Annotated in this window: 21 protein-coding genes; 8 read left to right on the top strand and 13 right to left on the bottom strand. The window is 69.0% G+C overall.

The window, feature by feature from the left end; genetic code table 11:
* The first annotated feature begins 82 nt into the window (after nucleotides 1-82).
* Complete coding sequence (locus ACSFBM_RS03795) at nucleotides 83-2,185, top strand: DUF3300 domain-containing protein (protein ID WP_435483201.1); 2,103 nt, start codon at nucleotides 83-85, stop codon at nucleotides 2,183-2,185.
* A gap of 16 nt (nucleotides 2,186-2,201) precedes the next feature.
* Here ACSFBM_RS03795 and ACSFBM_RS03790 read toward each other — a convergent pair whose 3' ends face one another.
* The 9 genes from ACSFBM_RS03790 to ACSFBM_RS03750 are packed head-to-tail and all read right to left on the bottom strand — an operon-like array spanning nucleotide 2,202 to nucleotide 10,473.
* Nucleotides 2,202-2,555, bottom strand: coding sequence for a RidA family protein (locus ACSFBM_RS03790; RefSeq protein WP_435483200.1), 354 nt, complete (start codon nucleotides 2,553-2,555; stop codon nucleotides 2,202-2,204).
* Nucleotides 2,552-3,718, bottom strand: a complete 1,167-nt coding sequence (locus ACSFBM_RS03785; RefSeq protein ID WP_435483199.1) for an NAD(P)/FAD-dependent oxidoreductase — start codon at nucleotides 3,716-3,718, stop codon at nucleotides 2,552-2,554. The genes ACSFBM_RS03790 and ACSFBM_RS03785 overlap by 4 nt, the downstream gene beginning before the upstream one ends.
* Nucleotides 3,715-5,094 carry an FAD-dependent oxidoreductase gene (locus ACSFBM_RS03780; RefSeq protein WP_435483198.1) on the bottom strand — a complete coding sequence of 460 codons (1,380 nt, stop codon included), beginning with the start codon at nucleotides 5,092-5,094 and terminating at the stop codon, nucleotides 3,715-3,717. Before ACSFBM_RS03780 ends, ACSFBM_RS03785 begins: the two co-directional genes overlap by 4 nt.
* Nucleotides 5,084-5,449 carry a (2Fe-2S)-binding protein gene (locus ACSFBM_RS03775; protein ID WP_435483197.1) on the bottom strand — a complete coding sequence of 122 codons (366 nt, stop codon included), beginning with the start codon at nucleotides 5,447-5,449 and terminating at the stop codon, nucleotides 5,084-5,086. Before ACSFBM_RS03775 ends, ACSFBM_RS03780 begins: the two co-directional genes overlap by 11 nt.
* Nucleotides 5,439-6,575, bottom strand: coding sequence for an NAD(P)/FAD-dependent oxidoreductase (locus ACSFBM_RS03770; RefSeq protein ID WP_435483196.1), 1,137 nt, complete (start codon nucleotides 6,573-6,575; stop codon nucleotides 5,439-5,441). Before ACSFBM_RS03770 ends, ACSFBM_RS03775 begins: the two co-directional genes overlap by 11 nt.
* Before the next feature lie 52 nt (nucleotides 6,576-6,627).
* Complete coding sequence (locus ACSFBM_RS03765) at nucleotides 6,628-7,422, bottom strand: ABC transporter permease (RefSeq protein ID WP_435483195.1); 795 nt, start codon at nucleotides 7,420-7,422, stop codon at nucleotides 6,628-6,630.
* Between the two features lie 16 nt (nucleotides 7,423-7,438).
* The gene (locus tag ACSFBM_RS03760) at nucleotides 7,439-8,341 is read right to left on the bottom strand and encodes an ABC transporter permease (protein WP_435483194.1); all 903 of its coding nucleotides are present in this window, start codon (nucleotides 8,339-8,341) and stop codon (nucleotides 7,439-7,441) included.
* Entirely contained in the window at nucleotides 8,334-9,404 is a 1,071-nt protein-coding gene (locus tag ACSFBM_RS03755) for an ABC transporter ATP-binding protein (RefSeq protein WP_435483193.1), read from the bottom strand. Before ACSFBM_RS03755 ends, ACSFBM_RS03760 begins: the two co-directional genes overlap by 8 nt.
* A gap of 10 nt (nucleotides 9,405-9,414) precedes the next feature.
* Entirely contained in the window at nucleotides 9,415-10,473 is a 1,059-nt protein-coding gene (locus tag ACSFBM_RS03750; RefSeq protein WP_435483192.1) for an ABC transporter substrate-binding protein, read from the bottom strand.
* A gap of 188 nt (nucleotides 10,474-10,661) precedes the next feature.
* Between ACSFBM_RS03750 and ACSFBM_RS03745 the strand changes: the two genes are divergently transcribed.
* Nucleotides 10,662-11,570 carry a LysR substrate-binding domain-containing protein gene (locus tag ACSFBM_RS03745; RefSeq protein ID WP_435483191.1) on the top strand — a complete coding sequence of 303 codons (909 nt, stop codon included), beginning with the start codon at nucleotides 10,662-10,664 and terminating at the stop codon, nucleotides 11,568-11,570.
* 13 nt (nucleotides 11,571-11,583) lie between these two features.
* On the opposite strand, the gene ACSFBM_RS03740 is transcribed toward ACSFBM_RS03745, so the two are convergent.
* From ACSFBM_RS03740 to ACSFBM_RS03730, 3 genes are all read right to left on the bottom strand, one after another.
* Nucleotides 11,584-12,267 carry an HD domain-containing protein gene (locus ACSFBM_RS03740; protein ID WP_435483717.1) on the bottom strand — a complete coding sequence of 228 codons (684 nt, stop codon included), beginning with the start codon at nucleotides 12,265-12,267 and terminating at the stop codon, nucleotides 11,584-11,586.
* A 64-nt stretch (nucleotides 12,268-12,331) separates the two neighbouring features.
* The gene (locus ACSFBM_RS03735) at nucleotides 12,332-13,042 is read right to left on the bottom strand and encodes a nitroreductase (protein WP_435483190.1); all 711 of its coding nucleotides are present in this window, start codon (nucleotides 13,040-13,042) and stop codon (nucleotides 12,332-12,334) included.
* 3 nt (nucleotides 13,043-13,045) lie between these two features.
* Entirely contained in the window at nucleotides 13,046-13,594 is a 549-nt protein-coding gene (locus tag ACSFBM_RS03730; protein ID WP_435483189.1) for a 4-hydroxylaminobenzoate lyase, read from the bottom strand.
* Between the two features lie 113 nt (nucleotides 13,595-13,707).
* Here ACSFBM_RS03730 and ACSFBM_RS03725 point away from each other — a divergent pair, with 113 nt between their 5' ends.
* A complete protein-coding gene (locus ACSFBM_RS03725) occupies nucleotides 13,708-14,688 on the top strand; it encodes a LysR family transcriptional regulator (protein WP_435483188.1) in 981 nt (326 codons plus the stop codon).
* 49 nt (nucleotides 14,689-14,737) lie between these two features.
* Here the strand turns inward: ACSFBM_RS03725 and ACSFBM_RS03720 are convergent, their stop codons facing one another.
* Entirely contained in the window at nucleotides 14,738-15,463 is a 726-nt protein-coding gene (locus tag ACSFBM_RS03720; protein ID WP_435483187.1) for a helix-turn-helix domain-containing protein, read from the bottom strand.
* Nucleotides 15,464-15,665: 202 nt separating this feature from the next.
* Here ACSFBM_RS03720 and ACSFBM_RS03715 point away from each other — a divergent pair, with 202 nt between their 5' ends.
* The 5 genes from ACSFBM_RS03715 (at nucleotide 15,666) to ACSFBM_RS03695 (ending at nucleotide 21,907) form a co-directional block, all read left to right on the top strand.
* Nucleotides 15,666-16,835 carry an NAD(P)/FAD-dependent oxidoreductase gene (locus ACSFBM_RS03715; RefSeq protein WP_435483186.1) on the top strand — a complete coding sequence of 390 codons (1,170 nt, stop codon included), beginning with the start codon at nucleotides 15,666-15,668 and terminating at the stop codon, nucleotides 16,833-16,835.
* A gap of 35 nt (nucleotides 16,836-16,870) precedes the next feature.
* Entirely contained in the window at nucleotides 16,871-18,322 is a 1,452-nt protein-coding gene (locus ACSFBM_RS03710; protein WP_435483185.1) for a M81 family metallopeptidase, read from the top strand.
* 55 nt (nucleotides 18,323-18,377) lie between these two features.
* Nucleotides 18,378-19,973 carry an ABC transporter substrate-binding protein gene (locus ACSFBM_RS03705; protein ID WP_435483184.1) on the top strand — a complete coding sequence of 532 codons (1,596 nt, stop codon included), beginning with the start codon at nucleotides 18,378-18,380 and terminating at the stop codon, nucleotides 19,971-19,973.
* Between the two features lie 61 nt (nucleotides 19,974-20,034).
* Complete coding sequence (locus ACSFBM_RS03700) at nucleotides 20,035-20,970, top strand: ABC transporter permease (protein ID WP_435483183.1); 936 nt, start codon at nucleotides 20,035-20,037, stop codon at nucleotides 20,968-20,970.
* Nucleotides 20,971-21,040: 70 nt separating this feature from the next.
* Nucleotides 21,041-21,907, top strand: a complete 867-nt coding sequence (locus tag ACSFBM_RS03695) for an ABC transporter permease (RefSeq protein ID WP_435483716.1) — start codon at nucleotides 21,041-21,043, stop codon at nucleotides 21,905-21,907.
* Nucleotides 21,908-21,911: the final 4 nt, after the last annotated feature.

Below are 21,911 nucleotides of genomic sequence, written 5' to 3'. Positions count from 1 at the left end.
CGGCGCAGGCTCTGTCATCGCCTGCCGCCGCGCGCCGTTGAAAGAGTTCCGGGCCCGACGCCGGCGTCCTCATGGAACTCCGATGACAAACAACAACTTCGCCCCCCGCCTGCTGACGATCTCGCTGTGCATCAGCGCCCTCGTGCTCGCAGGCTGCGACAAGACCCCCAGCACGCCCGCAGCGGCCGCCGACCCGGCGACCACGATGCCCGCGCCCTCGGTGCCGCAGACACCGGCAGCCGCTCCCGCGGCGCCCACGCCCGTGGCCTACACGCCGCCCTCGGCCGAGCAGCTCTACCAGCTGGTCGCGCCCATCGCGCTCTACCCCGACAAGCTGGTGGCCCAGGTCCTTGCGGGCGCCACCTATCCCGAGCAGATCACCGCCGCGCACGACTGGCTAACGCAGAACCGCAACCTGAAGGCCGGTCCGCTGGCCGACGCGGCCAACCAGCAGGCGTGGGACCCGAGCGTGAAGTCGCTCACCGCCTTCCGTTCGGTGGTCGACCAGCTGGCGGGCAACATCCCCTGGACCACGGCGCTCGGCCAGGCCTACTACAACGACCCGGCGGACGTGATGAACGCGATCCAGGTCATGCGCCAGCGCGCCTCGAAGGCAGGCCGGCTGAAGAACAACGACAAGCTGCGTGTGGCCAGCGCCTCGGCGCCGCAGAACTACGCACCGTCGCCCGACATGCAGCCGGTGTACGGCGGCCCTGCCGTGATCGAGCCGCCGCCGCAGTACATCACCATCGAACCGGTGCAGCCCGACCTGGTGTACGTGCCGGCCTATGACCCGCAGGTGATCTACGGCGCGTCCGAGCCGGTGTATCCCGGCTATGCCTATGCGCCGCCGGTGCAGGTGGCGCAGGGCTACAGCGGCGGCCAGCTGGCCGCGGCGGGCGTGCTTGCGTTCGGCGCCGGGGTGGTGGTGGGCAGCGCGCTCGAGCGGCATGGCTGGGGCTGGAACTCCTGGAACGTGAACTGGGGTGGTCCGCGCGGGCGTGACCGCGATCGCGACCGTGGCGCACCGCCCGCCTTCGCACGGCCGGCCGTGGTCTACAACAACAGCACCTACGTGTCGCGCTCGACCACCGTGATCAACAACGTGAACGAGCGCACTGTCTACAACAACAACGGCGGTCCACGCGGCGGCACGCCGCCCAATTTCGCGGCGGGGCCGGCCTTCGCTCAGCAACAGCAACAGGCGCAGTTGGCCCAGCAGCAACAGCAACGTCAGCAACAGCAGCAGCAAGCGGTGATCGCGCAGCAACAGGCACAGGCGCAAGCTCAACAACAACAAGCCCAGCAACGCGCTCAGCAGCAACAGCAGCAAGCCCAGCAGCAACAGGCTCAGCAACAAGCCCGGCAATTGCAGGTGCAGCAACAGCAGGCGCGCGATCAACAGCAGCAAGCGCGACAGGCACAAATGCAGCAGCGCCAGCAGCAGATGCAGCAAGCCCAGCAGGCGCAGCAAGCGCGCGGCGGCAACCCGCAAGGGCCGCAACAGGCACAGCAGCAACAAGCCCAGGCGGAGCAGGCACGCCGGCAGCAAGCGCAGCAACAACAGGGCCAGCAACAGGCACGCGAGCAACAGCAGCAGGCCCAGCAGCGCGCGCAACAACAGGCCCAGCAGCAACAAGCCCAGGCGGAGCAGTCACGCCGACAGCAGGCGCAGCAGCAACAGGGTCAGCAACAGGCGCGCGAGCAACAGCAGCAGGCCCAGCAGCGCGCGCAGCAACAGGCCCAGCAGCAGCAACAGCAGATCCAGCGCCAGCAACAACAGCAGCAGGCGCAGCAACAGCAGGTCCAGAACCAGGCTCGGCAGCAACAACAGGCCCAGCAGGAACAGATGCGCCAGCAGCAGCAGGCGCAACAACAAGCCCAGCAGGCGGCAAGGGCGCAGCAGCAACAGGCGATGCAGCAGCAACGCCAGCAACAGCAGGCCGCCATGGCGCAACAACAGGCGCAGGCCCAGCAGCGCGCGCAGCAGCAGGCCCAGCAGCAACAACAGCAGGTGCAGCGCCAACAGCAACAGGCGCAGCAACAACAGCAACAACAGCAGCACCAGCAACAGCAAGCGCAGCAACAGCAGGCCCAGCAGCAGCAGCGCCTGGCGGCGGCCGCCGCCGCGCAGCAAAAGCGTCCGCCGGGCCGCCCCGGCGAGCCCGGACAACCGCCTCAGTAAGGTCCGGCTGCGCGGCCTACAACGCCGCGGTCACGATGATCTCGACGCGCAGGTCGGGCGCGGCCAGCCGGGCTTCGCAGGTCGCGCGCGTGGGCATGGCATCCGAGGGAATCCACGCCGCCCAGGCGGCATTCAGGCCGGCGAAGTCGCGGTCGATGTCCTGCAGCCAGATCTGCACCGACAGCAGGCGCGACTTGTTCGTGCCCACGCTGGCCAGGTAGCCGTCGATCTTGGCCAGGATGTCGGCCGTCTGCGCCTGGGCATCGCCGCTGCGGTCGTTCGCGGTGACGCCCGCAACGTACACCACCGAGTTGTGCACGACGATGCGTGAAAGGCGTGCGTTGGAGTCGTGGCGCTGGATGTCGCTCATGGTGTGTTTCCTTGTTGGATGGGTTGGGCGGGTTGAAAGGATGCGGCCGTCCGGCGCGCGAAGCGGTCGACGGCGAAGGCTTCTATCGGCAAGGTGCTGCGCCCTTCGGTGACGAGCTCGGCGACGATCTGCCCGCCGATCGGCCCCAGCTCGAAGCCGTGCGCCGAGAAGCCGAAGGCATGCACCAGATTCGGCGCGGCGCGGCTGGGCCCGATCACGGGAATGCCGTCGGGCATGAAAGCTTCCACGCCGGCCCATGCGCGGTTGACGCCCAGCGGCTTCAGATGCGGGAACAGGTCGGTCACCGTGCGCGCGCTGCGGGCGAGCCTGGGCATGTCGACGATGCCGTGCCGCGCGGCCAGGTCGGCGGTGCAGCGCAGGCCACCGCCGATCAGCACGGTGCCGTTGGCGAACTGCTTGAAGGACAGCGCGCGGCCTGTCGCGCCGAGCACCGGCGTGACGAAGGGCGGCGCGCGGTGCGTGATCATGAGCATCAGCCCGCCCCCTTCGACCGGCACCGCGTCGCCGGCCTGCGCGGCGAGCGCGCCGGCCCATGCGCCCGCGGTGTTGACCAGGTGCGTGGCGTCGAAGCTGCCGCGCGTGGTTGCCACATGCCAGCGGCCGGCGCGATGGTCGATGCGTTCGACGCGCGTTTCTTCGTTCACCTCGGCACCCGCGCGCTGGGCCGCGAGACGGAACGCGGTGACGGCGCGGTACGGCAAGGCATGGCCGTCGTCGCGCGCCCAGATGCCGCCGACCACATGCGGTGCGATGGCGGGCACGAGTTCGCGCACCTGCCGGGCATCCACGATGTCCTCATGGTCGAAGCCGAGCGCGTGCAGACGCGCCACGTCGGCGCGCAGCGTCTGCAATTCGTCGTCGGTCTCGGCCACCTTCAGCTGGCCGCTGGGCGCGAAGCCCGCATCGTCGCCGACAAGATCGGCCAGCCGGTGCCACAGCGCGCGGGACGCCAGCGCAAGCGGAATCTCCGCGACGTGCCGGCCCAGCGTGCGCACGCCGCCTGCGTTCACGCCGGAGGCATGGCGGCCGCAGAACTCGGACTCCAGCACGATGACCTCAAGCCCGCGACGCGCGAGGTGCAGCGCGCTCGACAAGCCGTGCAGGCCGCCGCCGACGACGATCGCGTCCGCCGAGCGCTTCATTCCGCGCCCGCGAGCTCGCCGAGCGAAATCGGCTTGATCGGCGGCCGGATGCGGTAGTAGCCCACCTCGGCCGGCGTCACGCCGCGCGCGTCGGCGATCAGCTCGGTCACGGTCAGGCCGCACTGGCGCCCCTGGCACGGGCCCATGCCGCAGCGCCCGAAGGCCTTCGCCTGGTTCGGGCCGTCGCATCCGAGCGCCACGAACTTGCGGATGTCGCCAGCGGCGACTTCCTCGCAGCGGCACACGATCACGTCGTCGGCCGGAATGCGGTTGGCCTTCTTGGGCCGGTACAGCGCGTCGAGGAAGGGGCGAATGCGCAGGTGGTCCTGCAACGCCGCGCGAACCGGCGCGGCGCGCGTGTCGCGCTCACCGGTGGTGATCCGGCCGAGCCCATGCATCGCGCCGAGCGCGGCAAGCTCGCCCTGCAGCGCCGCTGCCAGCGCGCCGCCGATGCCCAGGCCGTCGCCGGCCACATGGACGCGTGGCACGTCCAGCGCACCCCAGGCGTCCGCCTCGGGCCGCCAGCACAGCTGCGCGTCGTCCCATGTGTGCCTGGCCCGCAGCGACCAGGTGAACTGGGTGTTCGGCACCACACCGTGGTGCAGCAGCAGGGTCGAGGTCTGGATGCGATGCGGCTTGCCGCCGACGGTGAAGCGCAAGGCTTCGACACCCTCCCCGCCTTCCGCGGCCAGGTCCTCGGCACCGGTATGGAAGGGCACGCCGGCGCGCTTGAGCACGCGCATGAGCGACAGCCCCTTCTTCAGGTAACGCCAGCCGGCCAGCGCGCCGCCGAGGTGCGACAGCGCGCGCCGGTAGTCCGCCATCGACGTCGTGTCGACCAGCGCGCGAATGGGCACGCCCGCCCGCACGTACTGCCAGCCGAGCAGGTAGAGCAGCGGCCCGCAGCCCGCCAGCACCACCGGTTCGGCCGGCACCACGTCGGCGCTCTTCAACAGGATCTGCGCGGCGCCGGCGGTGAGCACACCCGGCAGCGTCCAGCCCGGAATCGGGAACGGTCGCTCCATCGCGCCCGAGCAGATCACCACGCGCTCGGCCTGCAGCGTCGCGGTCGCACCGTCGCGCAGGTAATGCACCGCGCCTTCGGGCGTGACCTGCCAGACGGCCGCGCCGGTGAGGTGCCGTGCACCGCTGGTGGCAAAGGCCTCGGCGAGCGGGCGGCCCGCGGCATAGTCCGGCCCGAGCAGGTCGACCCGGCGCGCGGGCGCGTCGGTGATGGCGCGGTAGATCTGCCCGCCCGCACCGCGCTGCTCGTCGAGCACGACGACGCTGGCGCCGAGCCGCGCGGCGACGATGGCGGCCGACATGCCGGCCGGACCGGCGCCGACGATGGCGATGTCGCAACGTTCATTCGACATGCGCGGCCTCCCCGGCAAGCACGGCACCCGGGACATCGAGCGAACGCAGGCCGACTTGCGTGTTCACCCGCATGCCCTCGGCCACCGCGACCAGGCAGCTCTGCCGGTTGGGTTGGCCGTCGATCTCGACCAGGCAGTCGAAGCACGCGCCCATCATGCAATAGGGCGCGCGCGGCGCCCCGCTCACCGGCGTGGTGCGGAAGGCAGAAACGCCGTTGGCGAGCAGGGCCGCGGCCACGCTGCAGCCGGCCGGCGCCTGCAGCGCGCGGCCGTCGAAATGCAGGGTGACCACCGGCTCGCCGCGCGGCGAAGTGCCGGCGGGAACCAGGGAACGAAAGCGGACATCAGTGGGCATGGTGGAAGGTCTCGTTGCCGTTGAGGAAGCGGTCGCCGCTGAAGGCGTCGATGCCGGCCGGAAGATCGCTCCCCGCCTGGCCGGCGATCCACGGTGCGATGGAAAACGCATGGTTGGCGGCCAGCGTCACGCCGCTGTGGCAGGTCACGACGAAGGCGCCGGGGCACTGCGTCGACGCCTGGTAGATGGGAAAGCCGTCGGGCGTCATCACCCGCAGCGCACCCCACGCGCGCACCAGGCGCAGGCTCTGCAGCACCGGAAAGCTGCGCACACCGCGGCGCGCGATGGTGGCGAGCACATCGGCGGTGGTGCCGTCGTCCAGGCCGACGTCTTCCAGCGAATCGCCGAGCTGGATCGTGCCTTCGTCGGTCTGGCGCACGTAGGTGGTCGGATGGTCCAGAAAGCGGGCGACACGCTCGCCCACCAGCACCTGGCCGCGGTTGGGCTGCACCGGCGCATGCAGGCCGACGTGCGGCGCCAGCGCGCGGTTGCCGAGGCCGGCCGCGAGCACCACGCGCGGCGCATGCCATGTCGCAGCCGCGGTCTCGACCTCGAAGCCGTCGGCCAGCGGCGCGACCCGCGTCGCACGGCTGCCCTGCGCAAAACGCACGCCGTGGTGTCGGCAGGCCGCGTGCAGCGCGCGCAACAGCTTCAACGGATTGGCGTGGCCGTCCATCGGCGAGTAGCTCGCGCCCGCGACGCCGGGGCCGATGGCGGGCAGCCGGGCCGCAAGCGACGCATGGTCGAGCATCTCGAAAGGGTAGTCGCCGTCGAGCGCAGCACGAATGTCGTGCATGCGCGCCTGGCGCGCCTGCATCTCGTCGTCGTTGAAGCAGAAATGGAAGCCGCCGGGCTGGCGCAGTTGCACGTCGATGCCGCTGTCCGCTTCCAGCGCGGCGGCAAGCTGCGGCCATTGCGCGGCCGACCCCATTGACCAGCGCGCATACGGCGTCATGCCGAAGCCCTTGCCCTGGACCCAGACGAGCCCGAAGTTGCCGCGCGAGGCGCGAAACGCGTCGTCGCCCTCGTCGAGCACGGTCACGCGGGTGCCGCGGCGCGCGGCGCCGTAGGCCAGCGCGGTGCCGACCAGGCCGCCGCCGACGACGATCAAATCACTTGTGTTCATGGAATGCGAGAAAAAGGAAATGCCCGATGCAGGGCAGACGGACAGCGCGCGTTCAGCCCTTGCCGATCAGCACGCGGTCGAGCCCGACGAGGCGGTCGAGCAGCACCATCAGCACCACCGTGCCGACGATGAGCACGGTCGACACCGACGCCACCAGCGGATCGATGGTCTGGGCGATCTGGTTGTACATGGCCACCGGCAGCGTCGTGGTGCCCGGCGTGGCGACGAACACCGTCATCGTGAGCTCGTCGAAGCTCTGGATGAAGGCGAGCATCCAGCCGCCCACCACGCCCGGCAGGATCAGCGGCAGCACGATGCGGCGGAAGGCGGTCGCGCGGCTCGCACCGAGCGAAAGCGCGGCCTTCTCGGCATCGCGGTCCAGCCCCGTGGCCGAGGCCAGCACCAGCCGCAGCGCGTAGGGCATCACCACCACGACGTGTGTCAAGGCAAGCCACACGAACGACCCCGACACGCCGATGGTGGTGAAGAAGCGCAGGAACGCCACGCCCAGCACCACGTGCGGAATCATCAGCGGCGACATGAAGAAGGCCGAGAGCACGCCGCGCCCCGGGAAGCGGTAGCGCACCAGCGCCAGCGCAGCCGGCACCGCGAGCACCACCGCGACCGTGGCGCTCGCCAGGCCCAGCCACAGCGAGAGCCAGAACGCGTTGACCAGCTCGGTGGCGCCGCCGATGGCGCGGAACCAGCGCAGCGAGAAGCCGTCGGTCGGCAGCGAGATGTAGCCCTTGCCGGTGAACGACACGAGCACCACCACGACCAGCGGCGCCAGGATGAAGGCGATGAAGACCGTGTGATAGATGAGGGAGAGCAGTCCGTTCTTGCGCATGGGGTGCCTTTGTGTCTCAAGCCTCGAAGACCTGCGCGTAGCGCCGCTCGAGCCAGCGGTTGAAGCCCGCGATGACGATCACGTTGGCGATGAGCAGCAGGATGGCGATCGACGCGCCCAGCGGCCAGTTCAGCGTGCTCAGGAACTCGTCGTAGGCGGCCGTGGCCACCACCTTGAGCCGCCGCCCGCCCAGGATGGCCGGCGTGGCGAAGGCCGAAGCCGCCAGCGCGAACACGATGATCCCGCCCGACAGGATGCCCGGCAATATCTGCGGCAGGATCACCCGCCGGAACACCGTGAAAGGCGCCGCCCCGAACGAGAGCCCCGCGTTCTCGACCTGCGGGTCGAGCTTCTGCAGCGAGGCCCACACCGAGATCACCATGAACGGCATCAGCACGTGCGTGAGCGCGATGACCACGCCCGTCGTGGTGAACAGCAGGCGCACCGGCTCGTCGGTGAGGCCGAGCGCCTGCAGGCCCGCGTTGATGAGCCCGTTGTTGCCCATGAGGATGGCCCAGCCCAGCGTGCGCACCACCACCGACACCAGCAGCGGCCCGAGGATGACGATCAGGAAGATGCCGCGCCACGGCGCCTTCATGCGCGACAGGATGATGGTCTCCGGCACGCCGAACAGCACCGACAGCAGCGTGACCGCCAGCGCCAGGCCGGCCGTGCGCAGGAAGATCTCGTAGTAGTACGAGTCCGAGAAGATCTCGAGGTAGTTGCGCGCCGTGTAGTCGGGCAGCACGCCGCGCGTGCCGTCGAACGCGTGGAACGACAGCAACGCCGTGAGCGCGAGCGGAATCACCAGCAGCCCGAGGAACAGCAGCAGCGCGGGCGCGCTGAGGAACCAGGGTGCGGCACCCGCGCCTGCACCGGCACTGGAAGCCGCGCGTGGGGCGGTGGCGGCCTCAGCCATGCGCGGCCTCCGTGTCCAGCAGGCGCAGGTCGTCGTCCAGCCAGTGCACCGCGACGGCCTCGCCTTCGGCCGGCGGCACCGCGCCGATGTTGGGATGGCTCACACGCATCGGCCCGAGCGCGCTGTCGACCTCGACCAGCCAGTGGTTTCCCAGGAAGAGCCGCGTGCGGATGGTGGCGGGAATGCCGTCGGCAGCCGACGCAGGTGCCAGCCTCACCTTCTCGGGCCGCACGTAGACATTGACCTCGCGCGCGAGCGCCTTCTCCTGGTGCGGCACGTGCAGCAGCGAATTGCCCACGCGCACCTCGCAGCAGCGCGCGTTGCGGGCTTCAACCACGCCCTTCAGCACATTGGTCTTGCCGAGGAAAGACGAAGCGAACGCCGACTCGGGCCGCTCGTAGGCCTCGTACGGCGTGGCGAGCTGCACGATGCGCCCGCCGTGCATCACCGCGATGCGGTCGCTCATGGTCATGGCCTCGACCTGGTCGTGCGTGACCAGGATGGTGGTGATGCCCAGGTGCCGCTGGATGCCGCGCAGTTCGACGTGCATGTCCTCGCGCAGCTTCGCGTCGAGGTTGGACATCGGCTCGTCGAGCAGCAGCACCTCGGGGCGCACCGCCAGCGCACGGGCGATGGCCACGCGCTGCCGCTGGCCGCCCGAGAGCTCCTTCGGATAGCGCTTGCCCAGGCCCGGCAGCCGCACGAGGTCGAGCGTCTCGTCGATGCGCTTGAGCTTCTCGGCGCGCCGCATGCCGCGCATCTCCAGGCCGAAGCCGATGTTGTCGGCCACCGTCATGTGCGGAAAGAGCGCGTAGCTCTGGAACACCACGCCCATGCCGCGCTTCTCGGGCCGCATGCCGGTGATGTCGGCGCCGTTCAGGCAGATGCGCCCGCGCGTCGGCTCGACGAAGCCCGCCACCATCTGCAGGGTGGTGGTCTTGCCGCAGCCCGAGGGGCCGAGCAGCGAGATGAACTCGCCGCGCTCCACGTCCAGGCTCAGGCTTTCCACGGCGCGGAAGTCGCCGAAGGTCTTGCCGAGTCGATCGAGTTGAAGAAAGGTCATGCGTGCCTGCTCAGCGTTCGACGGTTCGGTTCCAGCGGTTGGTCCACTCGGCGCGCTTCTCGTTGACCACCGGCCAGTCGGTGGGCAGCAGCTTGTCGATCTGCGCCTTGCCGTACGGCACCTTGGCCGCGACCGCGGGCGTGAGCTGGGTGGTGGCATTGGCCGGGCCCCAGCCCTGCGTGTCGGCGAGGATGGCCTGCACCTCGGGCGTCAGCAGGTAGCTGACGAAGGCCTGCGAGAGCGCCGGGGCGGTGTTCTGCGCCACCGGGCAGGCGGCCGTCAGCAGGGCCGGTGCGCCCTCCTTCGGAATCACGAACTGCACCGGAAAGCCCGTGTCCTTCAGCGCCTGCACGCGGCCGCTGCCCCACACGGCCAGCAGGATGTCGTTGTTCTGAAACAGCTCGGTCATCTTGCCCGGCGACGGCTCCCACGCCAGCACGTTGGGGCCGACCTCGCGCGCCATCGCCGTGAAGCCCGGGTCGATGTTCTTGTCGCCGCCCTTGCGCAGCTTGGCGAAGGTCAGCAGCGCCTGCAGCCCGTAGGTGTTGCTGATCGGCGGAATCGCGATCTTCTGCTTGAAGCGCTTGTCGGTCAGCGCTTCCCACGAGTCCGGCGGAGGCAGGTTGGCCTTCTTGAAGGCCTCGGTGTTGTAGGCGATGCCGGTGGCCACGATGCCGATGCCGACCGCGCTGTCGGTCATGCGCGCAACCGGGTACAGGTCCTTCAGCACCGGCGGGTTGCCTAGCTTGTCGCAGAAACCGAACTGCACCGCCTGGTACATCGGGCCGTCGTCCAGCAGCACCACGTTGAGCTCCTGCTTGCCCTTTTGCGCCTGCAGCTTGGCCAGCGTGTCGGTCGAGTTGCCCGGCACGTAGACGATCTTGACGTTGTTCTTCGCCTCGAACGCGGGGATCAGCCTCTCCTTGAAGGCCTTCTCCGTCGACCCGCCGTAGGAGCCGATGTACAGCGTGGTCGGCTGGGCCGACGCGGTGGACACCGCGCCCAGCGCACCGAGCGCCAGCACAGTGGACAGCGCCGCATTCACGGCCGCGAAAACGGGACGAAGCATCATGGGATTTCCTTTGTTGCGCACCAAAAAGTCGGGGTTTTCCCTATAGTGATGCGTTTTGCTTATGGCGCACCAGAATGGGTCCTGCGGTTCGTTTCACTCGCAGAACGCAGGTTAGCGACGCGGCCACCGGCTGAACAATCGTTTTTTTTCGGAAGCCCATAACATTCACGTATGGAGTTCGTCACATGAAGATTCGTCAGCTGGAGGCCTTTCGCGCCGTGATGCAGTGGCAGACCGTGACGCGCGCGGCCGAGTCGCTGCATGTGTCGCAGCCCGCCGTCACGCGGCTGGTGGCCGACCTGGAGGAAAGCGTGGGCTTCGCGCTCTTCCTGCGTGTGCGGGGGCGCCTGCAGCCCACCGCGGAGGCCGAGGCGCTGAGCGAGGAGGTCGAGCGCTCGCTGATCGGCATGGAGCGCATCGCACGAACCGCCGACGAGATACGGGCCTTGCAGCGCGGCGCGCTGCGCATCGCCGCTGCGCCCGCGCTGGCGCTGTCTTTCCTGCCGCGCGCCATTGCGGGCTTCCTGGCCGAGCACAACGACATCCGGGTGTCGCTGGCCAATCATTCGTCGCGCACGGTGGTGGACCTGGTGGTGAGCGAGCGCTGCGACGTCGGCTTCGTCATCCTGCCGATGAGCCACTCGAGCACGCACGGCGAGCGGCTGATCTCGACCCGCATGGTGTGCGTGATGCCAAGCGACCACCGGCTCGCGAAGAAAAAGCTGATCCGCCCGGCCGACCTGAGCGGCGAGCATTTCGTTTCGCATCCGCAAGCGCTCGAATCGCGGCTGCACATCGACGCGCTGTTCGCGTCCTACGGCATCGAGCGCAAGCTGCAGGTCGAGACGCAGGTGTCGGCCGGCGTCTGCGCGATGGTGGCCGCGGGGCTCGGCGTGTCGCTGGTGGACCCGATCACCGCGCTGGAGCACGGCGAACGGGGCCTGACCTTCCTGCCCTTCGAGCCGGTGATGGTGACGGAATTTTCCGTGCTCACGCCGGCGCGCAGGCCGTCGTCATTGCTGGTGGGCGCCTTCGTCGATCACGTGCGCAAGTTCGCTCTGGCGGAACTGGATCCGAGGTTCGTGAGCGACTGAGCCCTGCGGCGCGCTACCCGTGGTGACCGCAGCCTCCCGGGCCGTGGGGGGTGCTAGCGCGCGTCCAGCTCGACCCGAGGATGATGCTGCACATGTCGGTCCGCCGAAAGGCTGGATCCTTGAACGCCAGCACGTCATCGTTGAAGGTGCCGAAAGTGCTGTCGGGGCGGTGCTTCATGCCTTGGTAGAAGGCGTCGATGATGCCGTGCTGGAAGTCAGCCTCTCTCGGAAAGGCCGCGACCACGGCCTCGCGCTGCGCATCCGTGAAGTGTTCGTAGCCGCGGCCCGCCACGTCCATGCCGGCCCCCGCCTGCAACAGGGCGATCTCGGGACGCATGAACTGCGGTATGCCGGGCGTGGTGTGCAGGGCGACGGCGTTCCAGACCGTCTCGATGTCGCTCGCGGAGATGCCGTGCCCCTGGAGGAAATCACGTGCGGCGTTCGCGCCGTCCACCTCGAAGCGCAGCGGGCTGGCTTGGTAGCGCGCGGTGAGGCCGATGTCGTGGAACATGCAAGCCGCGTAGAGCAGTTCGGGGTCGAACTTCAACCCCGTGCGGCGACCCGTCAAGCCGCCCCAGCAATACACCCGCAGCGAGTGGTGGAAGAGCAGATCGCCCTCGGTGTCGCGAACGAGCTGGGTCGCTTCGCGCGCGAGTTTGCTGTCGGGGATGCACACCCCCGGGATTTTCTCGAGCATCATGGTGTTCTCCGATTGCTGAATCCACTGTCCGTACACGGCGTACAGGCGACTTGCCGCCAAGTCATGGCGAAAACCCGAAGAGTCGCGCGAAGTCCCGCACGCGCTGCCGCGGCATCCTTGTCTGGTTCACCTCGGCCTGCGGGTCGCCGTAGCCCATGGACATGCCGAAGACCGTCACTTCATCCGCCGCCATGTGCAGGTGCGAGGCGATCACGTCGTGGAACTGTGCGAAGGCAACCTGCGGGCAGGTGTCGACGCCACGCGCCTTCGCCACGATCATCAAGGTCTGCGCGAACAGGCCGAGGTCGATCCAGCTGTGCGGCTTCAATCTGCGGTCGATGCTGAAGATCAAACCTACCGGCGCGTCGAAGAACGCGTAGTTGCGCTCGGTCTGGCGAGTGCGCGCCGCAGCGTCGCTGCGATCGATTCCGAGCGAAGCGTAGTAGCGCCCTCCAAAATCCGTCAACCTCGCACGGAACACGTCCGGCAACGGCTCGGGGAAGTGGGCGGGCGCAGGGGCGGCTCCGGCGCGGGAAGCGCGGACCAGGGCGTCGGCCAATTCGTCCTTCTTGTCGCCGCTGACGGCATACACCCGCCAGGGCTGGATGTTGGCGCCGCTCGGGGCGCATGCCGCATCTTCCAGAATCTCTTCCACGAGTTCCCGGCGCAGCGGCTGCGCCTTGAAGGCACGCACCGAGCGCCGCGAGCGCACGACGGTGGCGACGCATCTCGCGATCGCGTCCTGTGGCCATTCCGTTGCCGTGAGGTCCATGGGTCACCCCTGTGGTGCGTCGTGGTACGAGATCCGGCCGGAGGGCAGGAAGAACAGCGCGATCACGGCGCCGCCCCTGGCTTCCGGGTAATGGTGGCTGCCTGGCGCCGGTGCGGTCCAGCCGCCGGTGCTCCAGCCGTTCGGCCCGTTCAGCGCGGCGCCGGCATTCATCGGCACGACCATGTTGAACTCGCCATAGGGATGGCCGTGGTATTGCCCGCGGAGCCGATGGTCGGAATGGCCCTGCCTGTTCCCGGCGCTGTCCATGTAGACAGCCGTGATGCTGAAGTAGCGCGTGCGCTCGGAGGGCTCGGCGATGCGGCTGCGGCGATAGCCCGGGCCGTCGATCTCGACGTTCGCTGCCCATCCGTCCGCCACGCCCGCCCTCACCAGGACGGACAAGGCCTGGTAGAGCTCGCTTTGCGGCCCGTACTTCTGGTTCAACCAGCGTTCGACCGCGCTGCCGGCGGTCATGTCCTTCACTTCATCGAGGAAGGGGATGCAGCGCTCGATCAGCGCCTCCTGCGTGTGGATGAGGGTATCGGCCTTCATGGTTTCGTCTCCGGCTGAATGACTGAACGCGATCATGGGCGATGCATGAAATGAATGGAACTGATGTATTTGCAGTTTCATAATGCATGCGGTTCAACTTGCGGAGCGAGATCATGAGCATCGGTCGTGTCGACCTGAACCTGTTGAAGGTGTTCGAGGCCATCTACGAGGACCGCAACCTGCTCCTGGCGGGCAAGCGCCTCAGCCTGACGCCGTCCGCGGTCAGCCATGCGTTGCGCAGGTTGCGCGAGCTCGTCGGCGACGAACTTTTCATGCGCACCGGAAAGGGCATGGTGCCGACCGGCCGTGCAACGGCGATGGCGCCGGGCGTGCGGGACTCGCTGCGCCGCATCGACGTCGTGCTCGGCGTGGAGCCGTTTTCTCCCGAGAAGTCCAGGCGGCGCTTCGTCCTCGCGGCGAACGATCACGTGACTGCCGTGATCGTTGCGCCGTTGTCCCGCGAGCTGCAAAAGGTCGCACCCGGGGTGGAACTCGTCATCCGGCCTTCCACGCGGCTGGACCTGGCCGAACAGATCGACCTGGGGCGCATCGACCTGGCGATCGGCATCTTTTCGCAGATCCCGCCTCGCCTGAACTCACGAACGCTGATGTCCCAGGGCGAGGCCATCCTGATGCGCAAGGGACACCCCGCTTCCCGCAGGAAGCTGACGCTGCGCGACCTGGCGAAGTACCCCCTTGTCACGCTGTCCGTCGGCGGGGAGGAGGAAGGTGCGGTGGGGGGCTTCATCGTCGAACGCGGCCTCGCACGCCAGTCGGAGATGTTCGACAGGCATGCGCTGGAGGAGGCGCTCCTCGAATCGAAGGAGGTGCCGCGTTCCAGAGTCACCGTCCCGCACTCGCTCGCCATTCCCGCGCTGCTTCGCGACACCCACATGCTTTCCGTCGTGCCTGCGTCCCTGGCCGTGGCGCTCACGAAAAGCGGCGATCTGATTCGCCGACAACCGCCGTACGCAGTTGCGACGTCGGTCACGCGTGCGGTCTGGCACGGGCGCGACGAGCACGACGTGGGTCACGCATGGATGCGGGAGCTGGTCGCGCAGGCAGCTCGGATGGCGGAAACAGCCCCCGGATAGCGCGGCCTTCGCCTGCGTGTTCGCCTGCGGCTGAAGCGAAGGCGCCAGCTCAGCCCTTGCCGCCGCGCGGCGCCTTCTTCGGCGCATTCTTCGGCGCCGCCAGCTTGCGCACCGGCTTCAGTGCAGGCGCCTCGCGCGCGGACTGCATGTGCTCGCTCTCGCCGATCGTCATGCCGATGATGCGCGCCAGTTGCCGGCTCACGCTCACGTACGCATGGCCCAGGCGGCTGTCGAAGTACAGCGAGTCGCCGCGCCCCAGGCGCACCACCTCGCCGTTGTCGAAGTGCACGTCGATCTCGCCCGACAGCACATAGGCGAACTCTTCGCCCGCATGCCGCACGAAGTCTTCCGGCCCGTGCACCTGCCGCGCATGCACGGTGCCGACGATCGGGCTCATCTGCTTGCCCGCCGCGGTGGTGCCCAGGAACTCGTAGGCGATGGCCAGGCCGCGGTACACCACGCCCTTGCCCGCGCGCGTGACCACCGGCCCGTCGAGCTGCGCGGGCTTGACGCCGGCGCCCGCGAACATCGCGTTCATGTCCATGTCCAGCGCCCGGCCCAGCGCGGTGAAGTTCTCGTAGCCCAGCGCCAGCTGCCCGCGTTCGGCGCGCGAGATGGTGGTGATCGACACGCCCGAGCGCTCGGCCAGCTCCGCCAGCGTCCAGCCGAAACGCTTGCGCGCGGTGCGCAGGCGATGGCCGAATGTGGTGCGGTCCAGGGTGGGCGGCTGCTCCTTGGGCCTGGTTGCCGGCTTGGTCCCTGTGTGTGGATTCACGCGCGTCTTTCTCTGGTGGTGCAGGCAGATTCTGCCAGTCCGGCGCGCGCCATCGCTGCCAAGCCGTGTGACGCGGGCGCAGAAATTGCGTATGCGCAAATTGCGTGAACGCAAATTTCACCGGCGTGGTGCACCATGGTTTCCCCTTGGAGCCCCTGATTTGATTTGCGTATCCGCAAAATTGTTCCTACACTTTTCGCCGATGACTTCTCCAACACCCACACCCATCGTGGCCGACTTCCTCGTGATCGGCGGCGGCATTGCCGGGGCTTCGGCGGCCCACTGGCTGGCACCGCATGCCCGCGTGATCCTGCTCGAGCGCGAGTCCCAACCCGGCTACCACTCCACCGGCCGCTCGGCTGCCCTGTTCATGGAAAGCTACGGCACGCAGCAGGTGCGCGCCCTCACCATGGCGAGCCGCGCCTTTCTCGAACACCCGCCCGAAGGCTTCGCGGAACACCCGCTCCTCACGCCGCGCGGCGCCATGATGGTCGCGGGCGCCGGGCACATGGCCGAGCTCGAAGCCCACTGGGAGGTGCTGCGCGCCATGGACACCGGCGCCTCGCGCCTGAGCGGTGAGCAGGCGCGCGAGATGGTGCCGGTGCTGCGCCCCGACCAGGTGCTGGGCGCGGTGTACGAACCCGACGCCGCCGACATGGACGTGCACGCCATCCACCAGGGCTACCTGCGCGGCATGCGCAGGGCCGGCGGCAAGCTGGTGTGCGATGCGGGCGTGACGGCCATCGAGCGCGTGGGCGATCTCTGGCGCGTGACGGCCGGCGGCGCCGTGTACGAGGCACCGGTGGTGCTGAACGCGGCGGGCGCCTGGGTCGACGCCGTCGCGCGCATGGCGGGCGTGCCGCCGCTGGGCATCGAGCCGCGCCGCCGCTCGGCCTTCATCTTCGCGCCGCCCGAAGGCGAAAGCGGCGCCAACGTGGCGCACTGGCCGATGGTGTTCGGCGCCGACGAGGGCTGGTACATCAAGCCCGACGCCGGCATGCTGCTCGGCTCGCCGGCCAACGCCGACCCGGTGGAGCCGCAGGACATCCAGCCCGAGGAGATGGACATCGCCATCGCCATGCACCGCATCGAGGAGGCGACCACGCTCACCATCCGCCGCCCCACGCGCACCTGGGCCGGCCTGCGCTCCTTCGTGCCCGACGGCGACCTCGTCGGCGGCTTCGAGCCTGGCGCGCCGGGCTTCTTCTGGGTCGCGGCGCAGGGCGGCTACGGCATCCAGACCTCGGCCGCCATGGGCGAGGCCTGCGCCGCGCTGGCACGCGGACTGCCGCTGCCCGAGCGCATCGCCGGCTTCGGGCTCACGGCCGAGATGCTGGGTCCGCAGCGCCTGCGCGCGGCCACCGCCAGCTGAGCCGTTCACAAAAACAAACATCACGAGAGCCCTCCATGCGTGTCTTCAGTGCCTCCCTTGCCACCGAAACCAACACCTTCGGCCCGATGCCCACCGGCATCGCCTCCTTCAAGGACCGCGGCTACTTCCCCGCCGGCCAGCATCCCGATGCATTGACGATCTATTCGGGCCCGCTGTGGGCCGCGCGCATCCGCGGCAAGGAAAAGGGCTGGACGCTGCTCGAAGGCATGGTCGCGGGCGCGCAGCCCAGCGGCATCACCACGCGCCATGCGTACGAGACGCTGCGCGACGAAATGCTGGACGACCTGCGCGCGGCGCTGCCCGTCGACATGGTGCTGCTCGGCCTGCACGGCGCGATGGTGGCCGACGGCTACGACGACTGCGAAGGCGACATGCTGGTGCGCGTGCGGCAGATCGTGGGGCCCGACGTCATCGTGGGCGCGGAGCTCGACCCGCACAACCACCTCACGCCCGCGATGGTGGACAACGCGAACGTGATGGTCTCGTTCAAGGAGTACCCGCACACCGACGTGCTCGAACGCGGGCTGGAGCTGGTCGACATCTGCGCAGCGGCGGTCGAAGGCAAGGTCAGGCCCGTGGCCGCGATGGTGGACTGCGACATCATCGTCACCGTGCACACCTCGCGCGAACCGGCGCGCAGCTTCGTGCAGCGCATGCAGGCGCTGGAGGGGAAAGACGGCGTGCTCTCGGTCTCGCTCACCCACGGCTTTTCGTGGGGCGACGTGCCCGAGATGGGCACCAAGGTGCTCGTGTACACCGACGGCGACCAGGCGAAGGCCGACGCACTCGCGCGCCAGCTGGCCGACGAGGTCATCGCCATGCGCGACGGCCTCACGGTGAACTACCCGGGCATCGACGCCTCGCTCGACGAGGCGCTGGCCTTCGACGGCGGCCCGGTGGTGCTGGCCGACGGTGCCGACAACCCCGGCGGCGGCGCGGCGAGCGACGCCACCTTCATCCTGCGCCGCATGCTGGAGCGCGGCATCACCAACGCGGCACTGGGCCCCATGTGGGACCCGATTGCGGTGCGCATCGCCTTCGACGCGGGCGTGGGCGCGAAGCTGCAGATGCGCATCGGCGGCAAGATCAGCCCGCTGTCGGGCGACCCGCTGGACCTGGCCTGCACCGTGAAGGCGCTGCAGCACGACCTGGTGATGACGGGCCTGTCGAACACGCCCACGGCGATGGGCGACTGCGCGCTCGTCGAGGTCGACGGCATCGAGATCGTGCTGATCACGCGGCGCAACCAGGCCATGGGCACCGACCTGTTCACCCAGCTGGGCTGCGACCTGGCCGCGAAGAAGATCGTCGTCGTCAAGTCGTCGCAGCATTTCTATGCGTCGTACTCGAAGGTGGCGAAGCACGTGATCTACGCGGGCGCACCCGGCGCGGTAACGCTGGACCTGACGACCCTGCCCTATCGCAAGGCGCGCCTGCCCAAGTGGCCGATCGGCGTGGCGGCCTGAGCTCCATCTTTCCTTGGTTCTTTTTCTTTTCGCCCCACCGACCGGAGATCCGACGATGAAACGACGAACGCTTGCCGCCCATGCAGCAATGGTTGCCCTGGCCCTTTCGGCAGCCTCTGCCCTGAGCCTCCCGGCGCTCGCGCAGACACCGCCCAAGACCCTGAAGGTGGTGGCGCATGCCGACCTGAAGATCCTCGACCCGACCTTCACCACGGCCTACATCTCGCGCAACTTCGGCCACATGGTGTACGACACCCTGTTCGCGCAGGACGCCGCCGGCAAGCCCCAGCCGCAGATGGTCGAGAAATACACCACCTCGAAGGACGGCAAGCAGTGGAGCTTCACGCTGCGCCCGGGCCTGAAGTTCTCCGACGGTGCCGCCGTGACCTCGGCCGACGCCGTGGCCTCGCTGCAGCGCTGGGCCGCGCGCGACAGCCTGGGCCGCGCCATGACGGCCGTGGGCGCCGAATGGAAGGCCACCGATGCACGCAACTTCACGCTCACGCTGAACGAGCCCTTCGGCATGGTGCTCGACGCGCTGGCCAAGCCCTCGGGCTTTCCGCCGGTGATCCTGCCGGAGCGCATTGCCAAGCTGCCCGCCACCTCGCCGCTCACCGAGGTCATCGGCTCGGGCCCCTTCATCTTCAAGCGCGACGAATGGGTGCCCGGCAACAAGACGGTGTTCGTGCGCAACCCCAACTACGTGCCGCGCAGCGAGCCGCCCAGCGGCCTGGCCGGCAGCAAGAAGACCACCTTCGACCGCGTCGAATGGCTCTACCTGCCCGACGCCAACAGCGCGGTGTCCGCGCTCAAGCGCGGCGAGGTCGACCTCATCGAGCAACTGCCGCCCGACTACATCGCACCGCTGCGCACCGACGCCGGCGTGAAGATCGGCGCCTTCGGCACCTACCAGGGCTTCCTGGTGATGAACCAGCTGCACCCGCCCTTCGACAACCCGAAGGTGCGCCAGGCGCTGCTGCAGGCCGTGAGCCAGGAACGCTTCGTGGCGGCCATGGGCTTTCCGCTGGACATGCGCATGGCCTACTGCGCCACCTACTTCATCTGCGGCAGCCCGAACGACACGGCCGCCGGCGCCGAGCCCTACCGCAAGGCCGACGTGGCCAAGGCCAAGCAGATGCTCGCGGCCTCCGGCTACAAGGGCGAGAAGGTGGTGCTGATGGTGCCCAGCGACGTGCCCTACCTGAACGCCGAGGCGCTGATGGCCGCGCAGACCATGAAGAGCATCGGCATGAACGTCGACGCGCAGAGCATGGACTGGGCCTCCATCGGCGCGCGCCGCGCCAAGCGCGACGCGGCCGATGCGGGCGGCTGGAACATGTACGTCACGGTGGCCGGCGAGTTCGACGCCAACTCGCCCATCGCCAACGCCTACCTGGGTGCGGCCTGCGGCAACACCCTGCCCGGCTGGCCCTGCGACAAGCCGCTGGACGAGCTGCGCACCGCCTGGCTGAAAGAGACCGTGCCGGCCAAGCGCAAGGAACTGCTCGACGCCTTCCAGCGCCGCGCCTACGAGGCCGTGCCGTACATCAACGCAGGCCAGTACTCGGCCGCGTTCGCCGCGCGCGCCAACCTCAAGGGGCTGGACAAGCTCTGGTCCGGCATGCCGACGGTGTGGGTGCTCGACAAGTAGCCGCACCCTCGCGCAGCCCCCGCCAGCACAACGCCAGCCACCCCAGTTCAAGGGCACCGCCATGGGCTACATCCTTCGACGCTTTCTCTCGACACTCCCGGTCATGGCGGTCGTGGCCGTGGTGGTGTTCCTGCTGATCCACCTGTCGCCGGGCGACCCGGCCGCGCTCATCGCGGGCGACCTCGCCACCACGGAAGACATCGAGAAGCTGCGCGCCGCGCTCGGGCTGAACCTGCCGCTGTGGCAGCAGTTCGGGCTGTGGGTGGGCAAGCTGTTCACGGGCGACCTGGGCACCTCGATCTTCACGCAGATGCCGGTCACGCAGCTGCTGGGGCAGCGGCTGGAGCCCACCGTGTCGATCGCGGCGCTCACCATGCTCATCACGCTGCTGGTGGCGGTGCCGCTGGGCACGCTCGCGGCCTACCGCGCGGGCAGCTGGATCGACCGGCTGGTGATGCTGTTCGCGGTGCTGGCCTTCTCGGTGCCGGTGTTCCTGGTGGGCTACCTGCTGGTCTACAGCTTCGCGGTGCAGCTGCCGTGGTTTCCGGTGCAGGGCTATGTGCACTTCGGCGAAAACCCCTTCGAGTGGCTGCGCTCGCTGGTGCTGCCCTGCGTGAACCTGGCGCTGGTGTACATCGCGCTGGTGACGCGCATGACGCGCGCCACCGTGCTCGAGGTGCTGCACGAGGACTACATCCGCACCGCGCGCGCCAAGGGCCTGGGCGTGCTGCCGGTGCTGGGGCATGCGCTGCGCAACGCGGCCATTCCCATCGCCACCACCATCGGCGCGGGCATTGCGCTCTTGATCGGCGGCGTGGTCGTCACCGAGACGGTGTTCGCCATTCCGGGCGTGGGCCGGCTCGTGATCGACTCGGTGCAGCGCCACGACTACCCCGTGATCCAGAGCGTGCTGCTGCTGTCGGCGGGCGTGTACGTGCTGATCAACCTGCTGATCGACCTGAGCTACCGCCTGTTCGACCCGCGCATCAGCTACTGAAGAACCCCACGCCATGTCCACGGTACTTCCCTTGCCCCCTTCCCCTGCCACCGACGGAACGCATGACGAAATGCACGACGAAGCGCATGACGAAACCCCCTTCGTGCCGCCGCGCTGGCGCTGGGTGCGCAAGCACCCGACGCTGATCGTCGGCGCGCTGCTGCTGATCGCGGTGGCGGTGCTGTCGCTGGCCGCGCCGTGGATCGCCACGCACGACCCGCAGGACATCGACCCGCTCGCGCGCATGCAGACGCCGTCGGCCGAGCACTGGTTCGGCACCGACGCACTGGGCCGCGACGTGTTCAGCCGCGCGGTGTGGGGCGGACGGGTGTCGATGATCGTGGGTGCCGCGGTGGCGGTGCTGGCCACCTTCGCCGGCGTCGCGCTCGGCCTGGTGTCGGGCTTCGTGCGCTGGGCGGACGGACCCATCATGCGGGTGATGGACGGGCTCATGGCCATCCCCGGCATCCTGCTGGCCATCGCGCTGATGGCGGTGACGCGCGCCAGCCTGACGACGGTGATCGCCGCCATCACCGTGCCCGAGATCCCGCGCGTGGTGCGGCTGGTGCGCTCGCTGGCGCTCACCTTGCGCGAGCAACTCTATGTGGAGGCGGCGCATGCGGTGGGCACGCGGCTGCCGATGATCCTGCTTCGCCACGTGCTGCCGAACATCGTGGCGCCGCTGGTGGTGCAGGCCACCTTCGTGGCGGCCGCCGCGGTGCTGACCGAGGCCGCGCTGTCGTTCCTGGGCGTGGGCGTGCCATCGCAGACGCCGAGCTGGGGAAACATGATGGCCGAGGGCCGCAACTTCGTGACGGTGGCGTTCCACATCATCCTGTATCCGGGGCTGCTGCTGGCGGCCACGGTGCTGGCCATCAACCTGCTGGGCGACGGCCTGCGCGATGCGCTCGACCCGCGCCTGGCGCGTCAACTGTGAGCGA

The organism is Variovorax pasteuri, from assembly GCF_051216435.1.
Taxonomy (GTDB): domain Bacteria; phylum Pseudomonadota; class Gammaproteobacteria; order Burkholderiales; family Burkholderiaceae_C; genus Variovorax.
The sequence above is the reverse complement of the archived record's forward strand: the minus strand, read 5'-3'. Positions and strand labels throughout refer to the sequence as shown.